22 protein-coding genes and 1 pseudogene are annotated in these 16,196 nt (G+C 63.2%); 18 read left to right on the top strand and 5 right to left on the bottom strand.

Annotated features, from left to right (window positions below):
• Nucleotides 1–216 precede the first annotated feature (216 nt).
• From ACNQVK_RS01500 to ACNQVK_RS01450, 11 genes are all read left to right on the top strand, one after another.
• A complete protein-coding gene (locus tag ACNQVK_RS01500; protein WP_418028332.1) occupies nucleotides 217–525 on the top strand; it encodes a hypothetical protein in 309 nt (102 codons plus the stop codon).
• A 119-nt stretch (nucleotides 526–644) separates the two neighbouring features.
• Entirely contained in the window at nucleotides 645–1,313 is a 669-nt protein-coding gene (locus ACNQVK_RS01495; protein ID WP_418028331.1) for a hypothetical protein, read from the top strand.
• Between the two features lie 288 nt (nucleotides 1,314–1,601).
• The gene (locus tag ACNQVK_RS01490; RefSeq protein ID WP_418028330.1) at nucleotides 1,602–1,793 is read left to right on the top strand and encodes a hypothetical protein; all 192 of its coding nucleotides are present in this window, start codon (nucleotides 1,602–1,604) and stop codon (nucleotides 1,791–1,793) included.
• 12 nt (nucleotides 1,794–1,805) lie between these two features.
• Nucleotides 1,806–1,985, top strand: a complete 180-nt coding sequence (locus ACNQVK_RS01485; protein WP_418028329.1) for a hypothetical protein — start codon at nucleotides 1,806–1,808, stop codon at nucleotides 1,983–1,985.
• Between the two features lie 38 nt (nucleotides 1,986–2,023).
• Nucleotides 2,024–2,359, top strand: a complete 336-nt coding sequence (locus ACNQVK_RS01480) for a hypothetical protein (protein ID WP_418028328.1) — start codon at nucleotides 2,024–2,026, stop codon at nucleotides 2,357–2,359.
• A gap of 587 nt (nucleotides 2,360–2,946) precedes the next feature.
• Nucleotides 2,947–3,834, top strand: coding sequence for a hypothetical protein (locus tag ACNQVK_RS01475; protein ID WP_418028327.1), 888 nt, complete (start codon nucleotides 2,947–2,949; stop codon nucleotides 3,832–3,834).
• A 125-nt stretch (nucleotides 3,835–3,959) separates the two neighbouring features.
• Nucleotides 3,960–4,391 carry a hypothetical protein gene (locus ACNQVK_RS01470; protein ID WP_418028326.1) on the top strand — a complete coding sequence of 144 codons (432 nt, stop codon included), beginning with the start codon at nucleotides 3,960–3,962 and terminating at the stop codon, nucleotides 4,389–4,391.
• A gap of 76 nt (nucleotides 4,392–4,467) precedes the next feature.
• A complete protein-coding gene (locus ACNQVK_RS01465; protein WP_418028325.1) occupies nucleotides 4,468–4,644 on the top strand; it encodes a hypothetical protein in 177 nt (58 codons plus the stop codon).
• Between the two features lie 20 nt (nucleotides 4,645–4,664).
• On the top strand, nucleotides 4,665–5,525 hold the full coding sequence (locus ACNQVK_RS01460; protein WP_418028324.1) for a class I SAM-dependent methyltransferase: 861 nt from the start codon (nucleotides 4,665–4,667) through the stop codon (nucleotides 5,523–5,525).
• Nucleotides 5,526–5,637: 112 nt separating this feature from the next.
• Nucleotides 5,638–6,594 carry a helix-turn-helix domain-containing protein gene (locus ACNQVK_RS01455; RefSeq protein ID WP_418028323.1) on the top strand — a complete coding sequence of 319 codons (957 nt, stop codon included), beginning with the start codon at nucleotides 5,638–5,640 and terminating at the stop codon, nucleotides 6,592–6,594.
• 10 nt (nucleotides 6,595–6,604) lie between these two features.
• Nucleotides 6,605–6,955, top strand: coding sequence for a hypothetical protein (locus ACNQVK_RS01450; protein ID WP_418028322.1), 351 nt, complete (start codon nucleotides 6,605–6,607; stop codon nucleotides 6,953–6,955).
• Between the two features lie 63 nt (nucleotides 6,956–7,018).
• On the opposite strand, the gene ACNQVK_RS01445 is transcribed toward ACNQVK_RS01450, so the two are convergent.
• Entirely contained in the window at nucleotides 7,019–7,561 is a 543-nt protein-coding gene (locus ACNQVK_RS01445; protein WP_418028321.1) for a hypothetical protein, read from the bottom strand.
• 386 nt (nucleotides 7,562–7,947) lie between these two features.
• On the opposite strand from ACNQVK_RS01445, the gene ACNQVK_RS01440 reads away from it, so the two are divergent.
• Nucleotides 7,948–8,211 (top strand): hypothetical protein, encoded by a 264-nt coding sequence (locus ACNQVK_RS01440; RefSeq protein ID WP_418028320.1) that lies wholly within the window; start codon nucleotides 7,948–7,950, stop codon nucleotides 8,209–8,211.
• Nucleotides 8,212–8,259: 48 nt separating this feature from the next.
• Here ACNQVK_RS01440 and ACNQVK_RS01435 read toward each other — a convergent pair whose 3' ends face one another.
• Both ACNQVK_RS01435 and ACNQVK_RS01430 read right to left on the bottom strand, forming a co-directional pair.
• On the bottom strand, nucleotides 8,260–8,511 hold the full coding sequence (locus ACNQVK_RS01435; RefSeq protein ID WP_418028319.1) for a hypothetical protein: 252 nt from the start codon (nucleotides 8,509–8,511) through the stop codon (nucleotides 8,260–8,262).
• 233 nt (nucleotides 8,512–8,744) lie between these two features.
• Nucleotides 8,745–9,071, bottom strand: a complete 327-nt coding sequence (locus tag ACNQVK_RS01430; RefSeq protein ID WP_418028318.1) for a hypothetical protein — start codon at nucleotides 9,069–9,071, stop codon at nucleotides 8,745–8,747.
• A gap of 182 nt (nucleotides 9,072–9,253) precedes the next feature.
• On the opposite strand from ACNQVK_RS01430, the gene ACNQVK_RS01425 reads away from it, so the two are divergent.
• Nucleotides 9,254–9,946: a hypothetical protein gene (locus ACNQVK_RS01425; protein ID WP_418028317.1), complete on the top strand. Its 693-nt coding sequence runs from the start codon at nucleotides 9,254–9,256 to the stop codon at nucleotides 9,944–9,946.
• Nucleotides 9,947–10,029: 83 nt separating this feature from the next.
• Here ACNQVK_RS01425 and ACNQVK_RS01420 read toward each other — a convergent pair.
• Both ACNQVK_RS01420 and eccA read right to left on the bottom strand, forming a co-directional pair.
• Nucleotides 10,030–11,226: pseudogene (locus tag ACNQVK_RS01420) on the bottom strand (MinD/ParA family ATP-binding protein); the annotation flags it as partial.
• A 56-nt stretch (nucleotides 11,227–11,282) separates the two neighbouring features.
• The gene (gene eccA, locus ACNQVK_RS01415; protein WP_418028316.1) at nucleotides 11,283–13,109 is read right to left on the bottom strand and encodes a type VII secretion AAA-ATPase EccA; all 1,827 of its coding nucleotides are present in this window, start codon (nucleotides 13,107–13,109) and stop codon (nucleotides 11,283–11,285) included.
• 165 nt (nucleotides 13,110–13,274) lie between these two features.
• Between eccA and ACNQVK_RS01410 the strand changes: the two genes are divergently transcribed.
• From ACNQVK_RS01410 to ACNQVK_RS01390, 5 genes are all read left to right on the top strand, one after another.
• Nucleotides 13,275–13,604 (top strand): hypothetical protein, encoded by a 330-nt coding sequence (locus ACNQVK_RS01410; RefSeq protein WP_418028315.1) that lies wholly within the window; start codon nucleotides 13,275–13,277, stop codon nucleotides 13,602–13,604.
• On the top strand, nucleotides 13,601–13,984 hold the full coding sequence (locus ACNQVK_RS01405; protein ID WP_418028314.1) for a YbaB/EbfC family nucleoid-associated protein: 384 nt from the start codon (nucleotides 13,601–13,603) through the stop codon (nucleotides 13,982–13,984). The genes ACNQVK_RS01410 and ACNQVK_RS01405 overlap by 4 nt, the downstream gene beginning before the upstream one ends.
• Before the next feature lie 169 nt (nucleotides 13,985–14,153).
• Nucleotides 14,154–14,435 carry a hypothetical protein gene (locus tag ACNQVK_RS01400; RefSeq protein WP_418028313.1) on the top strand — a complete coding sequence of 94 codons (282 nt, stop codon included), beginning with the start codon at nucleotides 14,154–14,156 and terminating at the stop codon, nucleotides 14,433–14,435.
• Between the two features lie 14 nt (nucleotides 14,436–14,449).
• On the top strand, nucleotides 14,450–15,835 hold the full coding sequence (locus tag ACNQVK_RS01395) for a hypothetical protein (RefSeq protein WP_418028312.1): 1,386 nt from the start codon (nucleotides 14,450–14,452) through the stop codon (nucleotides 15,833–15,835).
• A 16-nt stretch (nucleotides 15,836–15,851) separates the two neighbouring features.
• The gene (locus tag ACNQVK_RS01390) at nucleotides 15,852–16,148 is read left to right on the top strand and encodes a PE family protein (RefSeq protein ID WP_418028311.1); all 297 of its coding nucleotides are present in this window, start codon (nucleotides 15,852–15,854) and stop codon (nucleotides 16,146–16,148) included.
• The last annotated feature ends 48 nt before the right edge of the window (nucleotides 16,149–16,196 follow it).

Genomic DNA, 16,196 nt, shown 5'->3' with positions numbered 1-16,196 from the left:
TCCTGCCCCCTGCCGTGCGAATGCGTCGCGTTCGTAGAACCCACGCGAGCGCTAAACCCGACATAAGGAACCGCGATGACGACACCGCACTACAAGTGCCTGTTCTGTGACAGGCGATGGCCGAAGACCTGGTTGGGCAAACGGCGGTGGCTGTGGCATACGTATCGCAACCCGCGTCCCGGCACCTGCAACCTGACGTGAGGAGCCACCGATGACGTGCAAAAGGTGCCACGACACCGGACGGGTGCCGGCACTGATTCGCCGCTTGAAGCGGTGCCGACGCTGCACGAATGGCTGACGGAGGGAACTTTGATGGAAAGCCCGGCATACCTCGAAAACCGCACATGCAAGACGTGCGGACGATTCGACATCCTGTGTGATTGCCCCGCCCTGAAGCCGTGCCCGACGTGCGGACATGAGCACCTGCGCGAGGACGGCACCTATGTGAAATGCCCTGTCTGCATCTTCGACCCCATCGCCGATATGAAGCTGCAAGGGTGTTGGATCACCGAGCGCTCAGGCTGACGTAGGGGACTGTGATGGGACTGATCCGCGACAGCCGAGTGTTCCGGGTGCTGGACGGATCGCATTGCGGCACACGGCAGTAGCGATCACTCATCAGTCAACAAGGGATAGGAAAAGGAATGACGGGCACCGACACAGACAAACGCGGCCTGTATCGCACGTACGAACTGAGCCGCCTCGACGAAGACGGCAGACACCGACACGAGGTAACCGATCCGTTCTTCCCCCTGCTCTATGCCACTGACCCGTACGCGCGCGTAGCGTTGGAAGCGTATGCAAATGCGTGTGCCCGCGAGTCCCCGAAGGTGGCCCAAGACCTGTACCGGGCCTTGGGAATTGACATCGAGGTCGAGCCCACCGGCCTAACCGAGGAACTGGTGCGGCACCTCGCCCGGTCCTACCCCGGCAGATGGGTCGCGCTCCGTGAGGAGAAGATCATCGCGGCCGGGGACAGCATCGAACGGGCGCGAGCAGGCGTCACCGATGGCAAGCGATTCGCGGTGCTCTACGCGCCACACCCGGACGACTCCACCACCCAGGAAGCCGAAATCAGCCACAGGGAAAGCCAGGGGCGCACAACCGTCTGCGCCCAATCGCGCACCTACCACCGGCTGCCCGACGAAACCGCCTGCCCTGACTGCGGCTGCACAGTCCCGATCTACTACCGCCGCGACAAAGAGCAGGACAGAGTCGCGGTCTACGCATGGCACACCACCACCGGCGATCTGAGCGCCACCATCTACGACGAAATTTGCCCCAACGGTGGCTCCGACTATCCGAAGGCGTGAGGGGCAAGGAGGTCCGCCACCGGACCATGAGCGGCGCACCTGGAACGCCGCTCGGCCAGGGCCGGGCTGTGCCATCACCGCAGGACAAGGCCCCTGCAAACCCGGAACTGACACGACGAACAAACTATCCGCCACTGGTAAACAAGCAGACCAACTCTCCTAGATAGGCATGGTCGCAGACGCGGGGATTGTCGGTACCCCTAGTTATGATTCGCATCAACCGGGCAGCCATGAGCTCCGGAGGAGCCACGCGCCGGAAAGCGTCATCGGCCAGTGAAGGGGAGCGCGATGCAGACGCAGCGCAAGGACACGCAACGGCCAGCGGAGACCGCTCGCGATGCGACGTCGGAGGCCAATCCCGGCGCCGTCCGGAGCACCGACGAGCGAGGGGACGAGTTGATCGACATCGGCGGTGTCACTGTCTATCGCGACGGGCTCGCTCACGCGATCCTTGATGCGCTCGATGACGAATTCACCTGACAGGGAACAGCTATGAAGAGAATCGCGAGGGAAGTCGTCGGACTGATGGCTCCGCTGGCCGTGGTCGCGGCCGCCAAGTCTGGGCTGCTCGACGGCGACCCATGGACAGTCTGGGCGCCACTGCTGGCAATCGCCGCGGTGCTCTTCGCGGTGCTCGCGATCAGACACAGGCGAAACAGCGAAAAACGGTGACCCGACTGACGTACGCAACCCGACATGAGGAGACCATCGTGACTGCACCGAGCTGGCCGAGCGACGTTGTGCCCGAGTGGTATCCGACACATGACCGCCGCCCAGAGTTGACCCTGCCGCGCGGCGTGTTCGACAAGTACGGACCCAACGGCGAGGCCATCGAGACGCCCACCGATCACCGGCTGCTGTGGCACCTGGAGAACCGGCTCGCGCTCGCGCCGGACAATCCGTGCCTGCGGGAGACGCACTCACTTCTGCTGGCCTACCTGCAAGGCAACTGCCAGCATCACTGGCTCGACTACGAGGGCGAAGCGCACCGACAGTGCCTGTGGTGCAACACCGTCGTCCGGCATCCAGACAACCCCCCGACCTGACGTAAGGCGTCACATGAAGAGTATTTGGAATCACCCACGCGTATTGGCCCTGGATGTTTCGTTTGCCGGTTGGGTCATCCAGAACGTGGGCTGGCCTTCACGCATCGACCCACCAGTCAAGCGGGGACGCTGGTGGCTGTGGATAGGCCCCATCCTCGTCGGAAGACCCGACGACACATGGTGATCGGGAGGAGGCGCTGATGGAACTCGATCTCTGGCCACGCCAGCACGACCTCCCACCACGGTGGGACGGCCTGCCCGTCGAATGGGGCGACTGGACCGACACCGCCGACATTCACATCTGCCCACCACTGCCGAAACGCCCGAAATGCGAGAACTGCGGCAGCCGCCGAGACCCCCGAATGGCACTTGGCCGAGTCTGGACCGAACCAGGAATGGTCCATGCCATCAGGAAAGCGCGAATGCAGAACGGAAAGCACCTCGTCGCCAACCTCGCCGCATTCCGATGCCCAGACTGCTCCTGGACTTCGCCAACAACGAAGCATGGAACCTGGACCCCACCGATTACACCGATTCTGGCTCGTACGACATCACCCCACCGGCGAAGTGAACAGGAGGCCATTTCAGTGAGCGCAGTCATCTTCACTACACGCGGGGCGACGTCCTCGGTGGCCGGCGCCGAACGCCCGCGCGGCGCATACTTGGCCGGAAGAATCACGGCCCACGCTCTGCAGCTCAATATGCCGGATGGCATGGACCGTGCGCGACGCATCCTCCCCGGCGATTTCTTCGGGTTCGCGTATGTGCACCAGTCCGGGCCCGAACCCATAACGGACGTAGAGGCTTTCGCTCGTTGGGCGCCCGTGGCCAGCATGATGGGCGAACCGTCCCTAACGGTCATACCGGGTCCCGAGCCCGAGGTAGCTGACAGCCTGGCCAACGCACGATCGCAGGGCGTGATGGAGACAGTGCTGAACACCGTCACCATCACCGGCAAAGACGCCCAGGTGCTACTCGCTCGGATCTACGGCTCAGCAGAGGACGGCATCCTTATCGCCGAGCAAGACAGACCATGGCTCGCCGGCATCATCAATGCCGGCGCCACCCTGCCCGCCGAGCTGCACCGCCGCCGCGAGCGTTGGGAACCCGTAGCCCAGCACTTGCAGAACATCACCGACGATCCGGGCCCAGCGCTACTTACCTGTTCCCAGGGCCTCAGCCTGCACGAGCTGGGCGCCCAGGCGACGGGGATCTTCGACGGTGCAACCACCCGGGAACGGGACCTGGCCTGGGAGACATTCAGCGGTCTCGATGCCACCACAGTGTGGGACCACTCCATTGATGCGATCGCCGCTGCCCGCGCCGACAAATCATGGCTTCGCCTGTCCCCGCACACGTTCCGCGAGCGCAACTACGGCGACGGGTTCACCGCACAGGATGCGGTCGCCGCGGCCGACGACTGGAGGTACCGAAAGTTGGGTTTCGCACCCGGACAGCAACACCTTCGTCGATGACAACGAGGCCACTGGCATGGCCGGTGGCCTCGGAGCAGCGCCGCAACCTATCTATAGCGAAGTCACCGGCCCGCTTTACACCAGAGCGATCAACGCGGCTTGTACTCAGTGGAAGGGAGAAAACCATGAGTAGAGAAGCCATGTTGCCCTGCTTCAAGTGCGGCAAGACGCTGCTGAATGCGTGCGACGAGTCAGACAACCAACCCCAGGAGGGCACCGAGTTCCGCACCTACGGCCACTACGGCTCGACGTGCTGGGACAGCTTCGACGGCGAGGAACTGGTACTCAACATCTGCGACGACTGCCTGCGCCGGCACACCGAGCGGCTCGCCCAGCACAAGCGATTCCGGCCCGTCACAACCACTCACAGATTGATGGTCGGCAAGCAATGGGTCGACCGACCGATGGTGCCTTACACCGGCAACCCCGACGACGGCGACGTGAAGATCGAACCCGAGGAAATCGGGACCGACCTCCCCAACACTGAGTGGCCCGACAACGTCGATGAACTACGCGAGTACGCGCTGAACCTGGCCGACAGCCTCACCTCCGGCTGAACACATGCTCTCGACGAAAACAGCCAGCCGCAGCCGCGGCCGCCCGCAACCCAACACGACGAAAGACGAAACAACCATGGCAGCAACAGAAAAGCAGATCACCGAACTCGCCGCGACAATCGAAGCCCAAGCGCACGCCATCGCCACCGGATCGGTCGTCGGCCCCCGCTACGCAGCGGTCACACGACTACACGACAACGTCGACACCCTCCGCGCGTGGGTTTCCGACGACCGAAACCACACCACCACCTGAACGCAAGGACCACCCCAGCGATGACCGAACTGGCATTATTCGATCAACCTGAGACCCGCCCAGTGCCACCGAGCCACGTCTCGGTGGCACTGGGGCAGTTCCCCACCCCGGCATGGGCAGCAGAAGCCTTGGTGAGACAACACCTTCCAGGGCTCGATGCCGACGACTTCGTACTAGAGCCCACATACGGCCCAGGAAGGTTCCTGGCCGCACTCCCGCGCCACGTCGACGCGCTGGGTGTCGAAATCGATCCCGTGCTCGCCGAGCAGGCCCGCACCCTGACCGGCCGCCCGGTGATCACCGCAGACTTCCTCACCGTCGACATCCCAACCCGTCCCACCGTCGCCCTGGGCAATCCACCGTTCGAAACCCGCCTGATCGAACAGATCCTCGACAAGCTGCACGCGCTGCTGGTCACCAACGGCCGCGTCTGCTTCGTGCTACCCGCGTTCTTCTTTCAAACCGCACGCCGAGTCGTCCGCTACTCCGAACAGTGGTCAATCCGCCAGGAAATCCTGCCGCGCAACCTGTACCCCGGGCTCAAACACCCCCTGGTATTCGCGGAGTTCACCAAGGACCAGCGCAAACTGCTGGTGGGTTTCACCCTGTTCCACGAACTCACATTCCTGCAGGAACTGCCCAAGCCGGTTCGCGAAGCGCTCGACACCGGACCTGTCACATGGCCCACCGTGGTGCGCGAAGCGATCGGCGAACACGGGGGAGAGGCCTCGCTGGCCCAGATCTACGATTACGTCGCCGACCGCCGGCCAACACGGAATCCGGCATGGCGAGAACAGGTCCGCAAAATCTGCCAGCGGCATGCGACACGCGTCGGCCGCGGCCGCTACGCCCTACTACGCGACCACGCGACACCCGCCTGAACCCTCGGCCCACACCGGATCGTCGCGACCTGTCACAACGCCACCTAGTTGCACTACAGTGCAACTAGGCCGAAACAGCAACAACAGTCACGTAGATTCCGGGGTAGACGACATGGCAGAGGGTAGCGCCAACAACGAGCAGCCAGCGCACGGCGACGGCTACCCACAAGCGCAAACCCCGCCCGCGGGCCACACAAACTACGAACCGGCCACCGCCCAGGCCAGCGAAACGGGCCATCCCAGCGACGTCAACGACGACATCCCGCCGCCCACACCGCTGGAGCCGGCATACCTCAGCCAGCGCATGCACACCGCGCGCAGCGCCGCCCACGCAGGCGAATCCAAACAACGCGTCGACGAATTCAAAAGGCTGCACAAACACGAAGCCCAAGTGCGGCAGGTGATCACGGCGCTGAAGAACGCCCGTCGGCGCCGCAACATGACTATCGCCCAAGTCGCCGAGATCGCGGGCGTCGACAAGAGCGTCATCAGCCGCTTCGAGAACGAAACCACCGACACACGGCTATCAACTCTGCTGCGATACGCCGAGGCCGTAGACACCGAGGTCACCTTTAACGTTGGCGGCGCCCGCGTTCCCGTCCATGAGATCGACAGAGAGAAGCTTCAGGAGTACGCAGAAAGGATGGCCTCCTACGCCGAAAAGCTCGGTTCCCAGAGGCTCCGAATCCGGCAACCCCGGGCAAAAGACAATCCATCGCTCGTCGACGCGGTCAGCTACGTCATCGTCAGCTATATCGGCGAAACAGTCCGCGACGCAACCGGAACCGCGCGCGATGAAAGCTACGCGCACAACCTTGCCGTCCATCTTGTCGACGTTTACCACGCAGCCCGCCACTCCACCGACTGGTTTAACGAAGTCCTCGCAGGATCACTGCCAGCCAAGTCTCGCTTCATTGCCGCAATCCGTCAGACGATCACCACTGACCTCGGTGACACCGTGGAGGACCCCAACGAGATCACCCTCCACGAATACGCATACCACCTCGCCCCCTACGTCGTTGACGAGATCCTGCGCCACCACAACACGAACACCGGAAAAGGTGGATGAAAGCCAACTCATGAGCACCTACCATCACGTGGTCCTGCGAGATAGCAAGGGCCAGTACGTAGCCCGGATACGAGCATCGGACTACGGTCACAGCATCAATTGCGGCGCGGGCGGCCAGTTCGACACCGAACTGCTGCCCACCGTTGTCGCTGCCGCAGAGACGCATTTCGGCGACCAACTCACACCGATCTGGGTCGACGACATGTCATGCGATGGGTGGGATATGCGCCCAGATATGACGGCCCCCTGGGACGGCCCGGCCTCCCTCGACGACGAACCGGAACTTCCCCGCCTAATACCAGCCAGCAGAGACCAAAGATATCTGCCGCCGACCAATCACATAGTCCTCAACGGACTCTAGTCCGCGCGCCTCGTCGACCGAAGTCAGCACGCGCCTACGGCGTGCGCTCGATCCCCGGCCACCTCACTTGCGTCGCATATGCCGAAACGCCAGATACAGCAGACGGCCAATCAGCCCGAGCGTCACCACCAGGACCACCACCCCGGCCACGTACGGAAAAACGTACTTACCGCCAGAAACGATGCCGTCCAACATGGTCGGCGGCCCCACCTCAACGTCCACCGCGAAGCGGCGACATACCCGATCGCTGTTGTCGGACTCGACAAGACTGATTCGCACGGTCCCTGTCTGCTGCGCGCGGTACCTCGTCGTGTGGGTGCCATTGGCGATCCCGGCCGGCGGCTTTCGTCCCCACTCGTAACGTGAGCCCAAGTACTCCACAACATCCGTGCCTGAATGGGGTTCCTGGCGCCATTGGCACCCGGTTTCCTCGTAATCGTCAGCGAGAACGACATCAAAGAGCTGCCCGCTGCGGACCTGGACGTGACCACCGTTGTCGTCATCAGTCGCAACCACATTCGGCTGCGGCGCACAGCCACCCACCACCAGCACAACCCAGAACAGAACTGAAAGCATCACCCGACGCCCGGGCCAAGCCATCCCCATCGGTCAATCGTATGAGTCACTCACCATGACTGTGGACGGCAAACCCGCACAAACGACAGCGCGCGGCGACCAGCAGAACTGGGCGGCCACAACCCACCCCGTCCAGCGCCGATGGCAGAGCCCCACGTTCAAGTCGGCCGGGCCGCAAGAGACGTCTGACCTCGCCTGATGCGCGATCTCCGCCGCCGGCGGTGTGCACGTGAGCGGGCTTGTCGGACCACCGTGGTTATATGACTACCTGCGGGGCCGCGACGGACCGCCATCCTCCAGCCAGTGAGGATGTAAAGCGATTCTGGTGGTCCCGACCCGCGGGACGTAAATAGGCGGGCAGGCGATTCCCGGTTGGGCACCAGGCCCGACCACTTTCCCGAAAAAGGGGTCTCGCCATGTTCGCTTCCACCACCTACTCCGCCTTCGGCTCCACCGCGACTGTGTTCGCGTTGACCGGGCACGACCGGCTGCGCCACAACACCGCCGGGTGGTACGCCATCTATTACTCGTTCCCCGCTCAGCCCACGCTGTCCTTCGTGGACCGCACCCAGCGCGATCATGACTCAGTGCTGGCGGCGATCCGCTGTCAGATCGGCCGCAACGAGGTCGACCCGATGATCGTCGAGACCACAGAGGGCCGGGCCGGGGAACCAATCTAGTTTCGAGCCGGCCGAGTACGCGACAACTCGCGTGCTCGGTCGGCTCGGTCACGCAGTCGCGTTCGCGGAAGCTGTTCGGGTGCCCGGGCGGCGGGTGTCCCGGTACGGCGATACGTCACGTTCCTTGAGTTGCCACAGTGCTGGCGGGAAGAGCCGGCGTACTTCGTCGTAGTCGCCACGAATGCCTTCAACGGCGAGCGCGCGATTGCCGGTCTTGGGAATGGCGCAATACTCGGTGATGTAACCGAGGTCGGGGTCCGCTCCGTCGAGCAGCCATTCCGCGAGCAACCGCCGCATCACGTCGGTGATGGTGTCGCCATGCTCGCCAGCCTTAACCTGTCCTGGAATCCAGAGTTCGTCCGCGATGCGGAGGGTTCGACGGTCGTCTCGGTCACCACTGGAAGCCTCAGGTGGAGCGGAGCGCCGGGGCGCGGCCGATTTCTTGGTGCGGCGGCCGGATGGCGAATCGGGGTTCGAAGTTGTCATATCTGCCCATCGGTCAGCGTCATGCGGAGTGGGAACTAGCGAAATGCCTAGCGACGACTGATGATCCAATCGGCGAGCGCGCTGAGGCCTACCACCGCGCCCGCGCCCACGGCTAGCGCGATGAGCGGGTAATAGAACGTGTAGCCGCTGGAAGCCCAGGCAAGCGCGCCGGCGGTGATGTAGATGATGATCGCCGACAGGGGTACTCCGAACACGCCGACGATCAGTCCTGCAGTGGACCTGCGGGGGTGTTCGGGGGAGGCCTTGTCGCCCAGCATTATCAGGTGGAAACCGATGGCGCACGCCGCGAAGACACCAGGGATGAGTGCGACGAACAGGGCGATCGTGAGGATGGTGTCGACGGTACCGCTCATGGCTGCAGGTTCCTGTTCGGCGGCGCGCCTGCCGCGGCGATCGCAGGAACAGTCGTTGATTCGCGCGCTGGGATGGTCACCCGTCCGACACTTGTCATGCTCCAATAGTAGTATATGAGCATGATGGTTGCGCTACTGTTGCGCATCGCCAGCGATGGATTTGCCCAGGGAGGAAATCAGACGTGAGTTCGTCAACCCCAACTTCAGATTTCAGCCGTGAAGTCGAACTGCGCAGCATCCAGAGCGCCGACAAGACCCTGCTGCGCTTCATCCCGATACTGGTCATCATGGCCGCAGCCGTGCTGGTCTTGGCGCTGCTGGTGTTCGGTCTCATCTTTTCCGGTTCACCGGGCGTCTATTACCCGCTGAGTGTGGGGCTCGCGATCGCCGTGCCAGCAGCGATGTACCTGCAGAAGCGCAAGCAACTGTCCAACGACTACGGACTCCACAAGCGGCTGATTCTGTCTCCGGCAGGCATGCGCAGAGCTGACGCCAACACCATCGTCGACATTCCATGGAGTGGAATCGATCGCTTTCAACAGGAGAACGTCAGCGTTGCCGGCCGAACGCGGGTGGTTGTCCTCCCGATCAGCGGAATCGTCGGCGCGGCCAAGAACATCGCCCACTCGGCGAAGGCCCTGGGCATCCTGGGACAGGGCACGGTGCAGGCGGCGACGACCGCATCCGAGAAGACGCTCCGGATGCACGACGACCTGAACGGCTCGCAACTCTCGAAGGGGCAGGTGCGACACACGCCCAACGCGCTGATCTTCCCCTCCGAGTTCGAAAACGACTGGATGCGTGGAACTATCGGCGCATGGATTCGGAACTACCGCCCAGACATCCCACTAGATCTGCTCAACGAACAGCGATAGTCAGCGGGTTTCTTACCGATCATGCCAGTGTGATCCGAATCGACGTCTCAGAGTGAGGAAGTCATCGAATCGCGCAGGCAGCATCAAGGAGCGCGCCGATGCCGATCCATCGTCGATGCGACTGAGGTGGTCAGCTCGTTAAACGCTTGCCGCGTCTTGCGATGCAAAAGGTCGATCGATATTTCTGCGCCCTCGGCGAGATGGTCATCAAAGGGGATCACGACGACTTCTCGGACACGGGCCTTGAAATGTTGTTTCAGGCGCTCGATGTCGATCGAGATCGTCCCCGGCCGCGCCGAACTCAGCACCACAGTGGCATCGGGCACCAAATGGGCGTGACCGTGATGGCTCAACCAATCCAGGGTCGCTAGTGCACTACGAGCCGAGTCGATCGCGGGGGAGGCCACGAGAACCAAGGCGTCTGCGGTGCTGAGGACACCGTCCATCGCCGAATGAGTGAGCCCCGTCCCGCAGTCAGTCAGGATGATGTTGTAGAACCGGTCCAGAATGTCGTGCACGCCGCGATAATCGGCCTCGGAGAAAGCTTCCGAGATAGCGGGATCCCGTTCTGAGGCCAGAATTTCCAGTCGGCTCGCGCTCTGTGAGGTGTGCCGGCGGACATCTGAGTACCGGTAGATTTCCCGGTCCTCCAACAGATCGCGCACCGTGGACTGGGTCTGGCTCGGGCCGCGTTGGGCCAGTGTCCCGAAATCTGGATTGGCATCGACTGCGATCACCCGGTCGCCGCGGTTGGCGGCAAACATAGACCCCAGACAGACCGTCGTCGTGGTTTTCCCGACGCCGCCTTTGAGGGAGAGGACCGCGATGCTGTACGAGCCGCGATCTGCACCGCCAGAACTAGGGGTATTGGCGGTTAATCGCTGTATCTCGGGAGGAATGACCGTGCCCCCGGTCATTCGGTTGATGGTCTTGCGGAATCCGCCTTCAGAGGACCGCTGCCGGCGCACCAGCCCGAGCTGTTCCGCCGAGGTGGACGCGGCGTACTCTGCTGTGCGTTCGTCAGGCTCTGCCGAGGTAAAGCTCGTCGATATGGGATGCAGCTCGTCGTGATGCGGCGGAACGTATGTCGGCGGCGGAGGCTGGCGATTTTGGGCCGGCGGCTGCCACGCCGGTGGCGGTCCCGGCGCCGAAGGCGGTGACAGTGGCGGCTGCGGCTGCTGCGGGGGGCGTGCAGCGGGTGGAGCTGGCCGTGCCGGGTGCTGCTGCGGCATCACCCCCGGTGGGCGCTGAGGACGTTCCGCGGGGGTTGCGGGGGGAGGGTTCGCCAGGATGGGCCGGGTCGGCCCATCCTCGTGGTGGTCGGGGTTCGTCGGGGTCAAGAGGTTCCAACGTCCAAGTTGAGCGCTCCCAAGATGTTGCTGAGCGCCGCCCGCATATCGCTCGCTTCAATGCGCATGAGGGAGCCCTCGTCGAGGGCCTCTAGGTCGGTTCCGTGACTCTCGCTGAGGCGGTATTCACGCTCCTCCTCAGCCGATTCGATGACGTTGCGCACAAACCGGCCGTTGCCGGCGAGGTCAATGTCGCTGCGCAACGCACCTGAATCGTCCGTCGTCTCACGAGTGCATAGCCGAGTACACGCGGTCACCAACTCGTCATGAGCGTCGCTGCTCAGCTCAGAGTCGCGACTACGAGCAATCATCTCGCCGATGTCGCCGAGTTCGGTTGGCCCATACGACCCGAACCGGACCCGCTTGGTGAACCGCGATGCCAGACCGTCGTTGGAGGCCAGGAAGCGATCGATCTCGGCGTCATACCCGGCGATGATCACCACCAGTCGGTCGCGATCGTTCTCCATCCGCGCCAGCAAGGTGTCGACCGCCTCACGGCCGAAGGCGTCGCCGCCGGACAACCCGGTCTGGATCAACGTGTAGGCCTCATCGATGAACAGCACCCCGTCCATCGCAGTGTCGATGAGCTCGGAGGTCTTGATCGCCGTGCTGCCGAGATGCTGACCGACGAAATCTTGCCGTTTGGCCTCGATCACTGCTGGCGTCTTCAATAGGCCTAGACCGCAATAGGTTTGGGCGACCACACGCGCGATGGTGGTCTTTCCGGTTCCGGGTGGACCCGTGAAAGCCAGGTGAAGGCTACGTGCCGACGTGGTTAGGCCTTTGCCTCCGCGGACCTTGGCCAATCGAGCTGCCGATCGCAACTTGGCAACCTGTAGTTTGACGTCGTCCAAACCGATCTGGCGGTCAAGCTCTTCCTGAGCGGCGCGAAGGTATTCGTTGCCGCGTTCTGTCAGATTGTCGGCGTCAACGTCGGCGGCCGTCCGCGCGGTCGCAGGATCCCACTTGTCGGTCCGCGAGTCGATAATGTCCTTGCTCGTGACGACCAGTCGGTACTTGGGATCGTTGAGTGCGGCGAAGTTCGCTTCGAAACTTGGCTCCTCGCTATAGATTCGTTCGAAAATGGCACGAGCTTCTTGCTCTTGACCCATCTCCCGAAGCGTGAGGCCTTTGCAGAATTCGGCTGCGCGCCGTGCAGCCGGGACAGGTCCCTCGATGGCCTGGTCAAGCCTGCGAAGTCCCTCGCCAAACAATCCCATTTGCGCGCAGGCAGATCCGACCATCAGATGGCAGCCCGCAGCAATGAACTCGTCGGTGAATCGGCCCGAGGCGGCCAGTGACGTCAACACGTCAGGCCACCGTTGTGTGGTGAAGTACAAGACGCCGCGAACATAAGAGCGGATCTCGCTTGAATCCTGATCGTCGGGATCGCCCGACCGTGCACTATCCAACTCGTCGAGGACGTTCTCAGCCTCGTCGTAGTCTTGGCCCTGAATCATGCTCGCGGCGTAGGCCAAACACACTTCGGTTGAAGAGCTCAGCGGATAGTCGAGATACAACCCCGTCTGGAAACGGCCGCCCAGCGTTCGCGCCGGCAGACCCAAACGACGCTGCTCGCGAGTCAGGAACTGTCGCGTGCGATACAGATGGTGGATGACCTCTGGGGTGTTCTCGCCGGCGGTGGCTCGCCCCAGCCAGGCATCGCACATCTGCGGGTCATACTCGGTGGCGCGCCTGAACGCCTTGGCTGCGTAATTCAGATCAGGGTCGGTCTGCAATCCGTCGATGGCGACGCCAAGGGACAAGACGCCGGCGTCAAAAACCCGCTGCGCATCTCTGGTGCCACCACTCATCAGTGGATACCCTCTTCTCTCGACGTATCGAATGCCTCGGCGAGCGTTGCTGCCTTGCGAGAGGAAATTACCGCATGGACGCTGCCCCGCAGAGCCCGAAGGGGCACTAGGTTGGGGGCCTGCATGGCAGGATGAGCTCGTTTCGGCAGGAAGGGGGAGGGCCGCGTGGACATTCGACCATTACGTTCGCCGACTGGTGGCATACAAGTCGCCACAACCGAGCGAGGTTTGCCGATCCAACTCAAACTGCACCCGCGGGAACTGACAAAAGCGCCGCAGGACCTTGCCGCCGACATCTTCGAACTATGCCAACTCTCGGCGAAGCGGGCTCAGGTGGAACACCGGAAAGCGATGCTGGAAGCCGGTGCGGACCCCAATACGATTCGCGACTTCAACCTTGCCACCGAGGACGAACTGGCGCTCGCTGAGGCCAGATTGCGAGGCCGTGACGACGACGATGACGACTTGCCCGACACCTGGTTGGGGTCGGTATGAGCGAGCAGTCCGACAGGGAAAGCACCAACGGGGGCTTGGCGGCGTCACTGGTCGAGCGGATCATCAAGCAGCGCGACCTGATGCAGGCCATGTCCGAGCACTACAAGTCGACCTCGGCGCGGGTGACTAGTCGTGACAACTCTGTCAGCGTTGAAGTCGATGGCATCGGCACGCTCAAAGGCCTGTGGATCGGGGACAACGCCTACCGCAATGGTCCCGAGGCGTTAGCGACGCTGATCATCGATACGGCGCAGGCCGCTGCGAAGGTTGCACTGGAGCGGCAGAACTTTCTCGTTGAACAGTTCAATAGCGAGTTGGCAGGTTTGCAGGCCGCGCCGCTGAAGAAGTGGGATGGCACGATGCTCCCTCCACCGCCATAATGCGATCTACAGGGGAATATGACCGCTGTCAAGCAGCCTAGGTTTGCTCGATTCGTCCTTGACGGTCGATTTAACGAAAATCGGGGTTAGCTAGCAGCGGGCAATCAAGTTATAGTTTGCAATCAATGGTTGCGCGCGAGGGGCGCGGGCCACGGGGAGGTCAGCAAGTATGACGGCATTTTCGGTAGTCCCGGTGGGTATGGAGGCCTTCGATGCGGCGAATGCTGCCGCCGGAGTCGCCATCGCCACCGCTGGCAGTGCTGATGCAGCGGGGATGAGCTCGGCGGTCGCCACTGCGGTCGGACCGATCGGTGTGGTGTATCTGGCTGGCTTCCTGCCGGCGATGATGAGCAACCTCACCTCGACGGTTTCTGTCGGGGCAGGCCATCTGGCGATCGGCGGCGCAACCGAGGTCGCCAAGGCCGCGTTCATCGCCGTCGACTCGGTGTAGTCGGGCCAGGCGCCATGCCAAGTAGCCCAGCACCGCAACCTGTTGCGCCGTCTCCGGTAGCTGCTGCACCGCCGGCACCGTCGGCCGCCGCGGCGCCCCCGGTATCGCATTTCGATCCGGCGCCGATCATCAACGCCCAAGAGCAGAATCTTGCCGATTACTTGAACCTGCCGGTGCAGGACATCCTGGATCGGCTGGGACTCGCACCGTTGCCTAATGGTGCGGCTCCGCCAGATATGCCACTGCCGGCCGGTCAACCGGGACCGGTCAATCCGATGGATCCCAGCTCCCTGATCCAGCCGGTCACTGATGCGCTCGGCACCCTGGGCACCGGAATGTTCGACAAGCTGGACCCCAGCAAGATGTTCGAGGGCATCTCGAAGGCCTTCGAGTCCGCGGGAAGCACGGTCCAGCAAGCGCTGGGTTCGCTGGAAGGAATCTGGTCGGGCACCTCGGGCGCATCCGCGGCGACAAAGACCGGCGAGACACTAGCCAACGGCGCCGAGGTGGCCACACAATCGGCCGGCTTGGGAAGCAACGTCAGCACCACGGTTGCCGATGTCAAACAAGCTGAGACGCGGCTGCTGGAGATTATCAACGAGTACAACGCCAAGATCGCGGCAATCGGACCCAACATCATTTTCCCTTGGGGCCAAGCGCAAGCCGTGGAGGCCGCTACCCAGGCCACCACGATGACCACCGAATGCATCACCGAACTGCAGAGCACCCTGTCAGCGTCGGCGGGCGAAGCGGCGGCCATCGGTGCCCCTGTGGCGCTGACGGCCGCACCGCAAGTCGGCATGGAAGCCATCGGCCCAATGCTGCAGCTGGCAACCGGCCTGATTTCGCCGGCGATGCAAGTCGCGACACAAGGGCTGTCGACAGGAACACAGGCGGTGACCGGTGCCGTTCAGACCGGCATTCAAACCGCCACAAGTTTGGCCTCGGGGCTGGGCCAAGCGGCCAGCGGGGCCACTGATCCGGCCAAGGCCGCCTCTGGCGTGGCCAGCGCCCCAGTCAGCAAGCTCAGCGGCGTCGCCGGGGCCCATGGCGGTGGCGGCGGCGGACCGGCCTCCGGTGTATCGCCCACCCGGGCCCTGTCACCGGCGTCGGTGGCAACCCCCGAGTCCACGGCCACAGCGACCCAAGCCAGCGCGGTCCGCGCCGCGAGCGCCTCGGCCGCCGGCGGCGGAGCTGGCATGGGCGGTGGCGGCGGAATGATGGGCGCCGGCCATGGCGCCGGAAAATCCGGTGTCGACGGACAAGGCCACAACGCGGCCTCGTTCCTACACACCAGCGACCAGGGCGACGCGATCGTCGGAGACCTGGGCAATGTGGCTCCCCCCGTGATCGGAGAAGCCGACCCCAACGACAGCCCCGATATCGAACTCAGAGTCTGATACAGGAGATTTCACCATGGCCAACGCCAACGACTTCGCGATGCAGCCAACGGAGGTCGCCGACGCGACCAAGCAGCTCGACGAGCTCGCCGACCGGATCGAAAAGGTCATGCACACCGCGGCGCCGAACCTGACGGTGACCGCGTCCGGCCGCGACGAAGTGTCTCAGCGAGTCGCATCCACCCTCAACCAGGTGCACGGCGATTTCGTCCGCGCATCAGACCAGGGCACCAACGAGGTGCGCGAGGTAGCCGCAACACTGCGCAAGCACACCGACAGCGCCGTCTCGATCGATCAGGGCTTCGCTGTTTAGGCAGCAAGCCAGCCACAAACCGCAGGTTGGATTCGACCAGAGGGGGGG

This window comes from Mycobacterium sp. 134 (assembly GCF_048282715.1).
Classification (GTDB): domain Bacteria; phylum Actinomycetota; class Actinomycetes; order Mycobacteriales; family Mycobacteriaceae; genus Mycobacterium; species Mycobacterium septicum.
This window is presented reverse-complemented; position numbering and strand designations above follow the sequence as displayed.

Coding starts and splice junctions, on each gene's coding strand:
- ACNQVK_RS01450 (WP_418028322.1), top strand. CDS start 6,605: ATGAGCACCTACCATCACGTGGTCCTGCGAGATAGCAAGGGCCAGTAC.
- ACNQVK_RS01440 (WP_418028320.1), top strand. CDS start 7,948: ATGTTCGCTTCCACCACCTACTCCGCCTTCGGCTCCACCGCGACTGTG.
- ACNQVK_RS01470 (WP_418028326.1), top strand. CDS start 3,960: ATGAGTAGAGAAGCCATGTTGCCCTGCTTCAAGTGCGGCAAGACGCTG.
- ACNQVK_RS01395 (WP_418028312.1), top strand. CDS start 14,450: ATGCCAAGTAGCCCAGCACCGCAACCTGTTGCGCCGTCTCCGGTAGCT.
- ACNQVK_RS01400 (WP_418028313.1), top strand. CDS start 14,154: ATGACGGCATTTTCGGTAGTCCCGGTGGGTATGGAGGCCTTCGATGCG.
- ACNQVK_RS01390 (WP_418028311.1), top strand. CDS start 15,852: ATGGCCAACGCCAACGACTTCGCGATGCAGCCAACGGAGGTCGCCGAC.
- ACNQVK_RS01430 (WP_418028318.1), bottom strand. CDS start 9,071: ATGAGCGGTACCGTCGACACCATCCTCACGATCGCCCTGTTCGTCGCA.
- ACNQVK_RS01405 (WP_418028314.1), top strand. CDS start 13,601: ATGAGCGAGCAGTCCGACAGGGAAAGCACCAACGGGGGCTTGGCGGCG.
- ACNQVK_RS01465 (WP_418028325.1), top strand. CDS start 4,468: ATGGCAGCAACAGAAAAGCAGATCACCGAACTCGCCGCGACAATCGAA.
- eccA (WP_418028316.1), bottom strand. CDS start 13,109: ATGAGTGGTGGCACCAGAGATGCGCAGCGGGTTTTTGACGCCGGCGTC.
- ACNQVK_RS01485 (WP_418028329.1), top strand. CDS start 1,806: ATGAAGAGAATCGCGAGGGAAGTCGTCGGACTGATGGCTCCGCTGGCC.
- ACNQVK_RS01445 (WP_418028321.1), bottom strand. CDS start 7,561: ATGGGGATGGCTTGGCCCGGGCGTCGGGTGATGCTTTCAGTTCTGTTC.
- ACNQVK_RS01455 (WP_418028323.1), top strand. CDS start 5,638: ATGGCAGAGGGTAGCGCCAACAACGAGCAGCCAGCGCACGGCGACGGC.
- ACNQVK_RS01490 (WP_418028330.1), top strand. CDS start 1,602: ATGCAGACGCAGCGCAAGGACACGCAACGGCCAGCGGAGACCGCTCGC.
- ACNQVK_RS01460 (WP_418028324.1), top strand. CDS start 4,665: ATGACCGAACTGGCATTATTCGATCAACCTGAGACCCGCCCAGTGCCA.
- ACNQVK_RS01495 (WP_418028331.1), top strand. CDS start 645: ATGACGGGCACCGACACAGACAAACGCGGCCTGTATCGCACGTACGAA.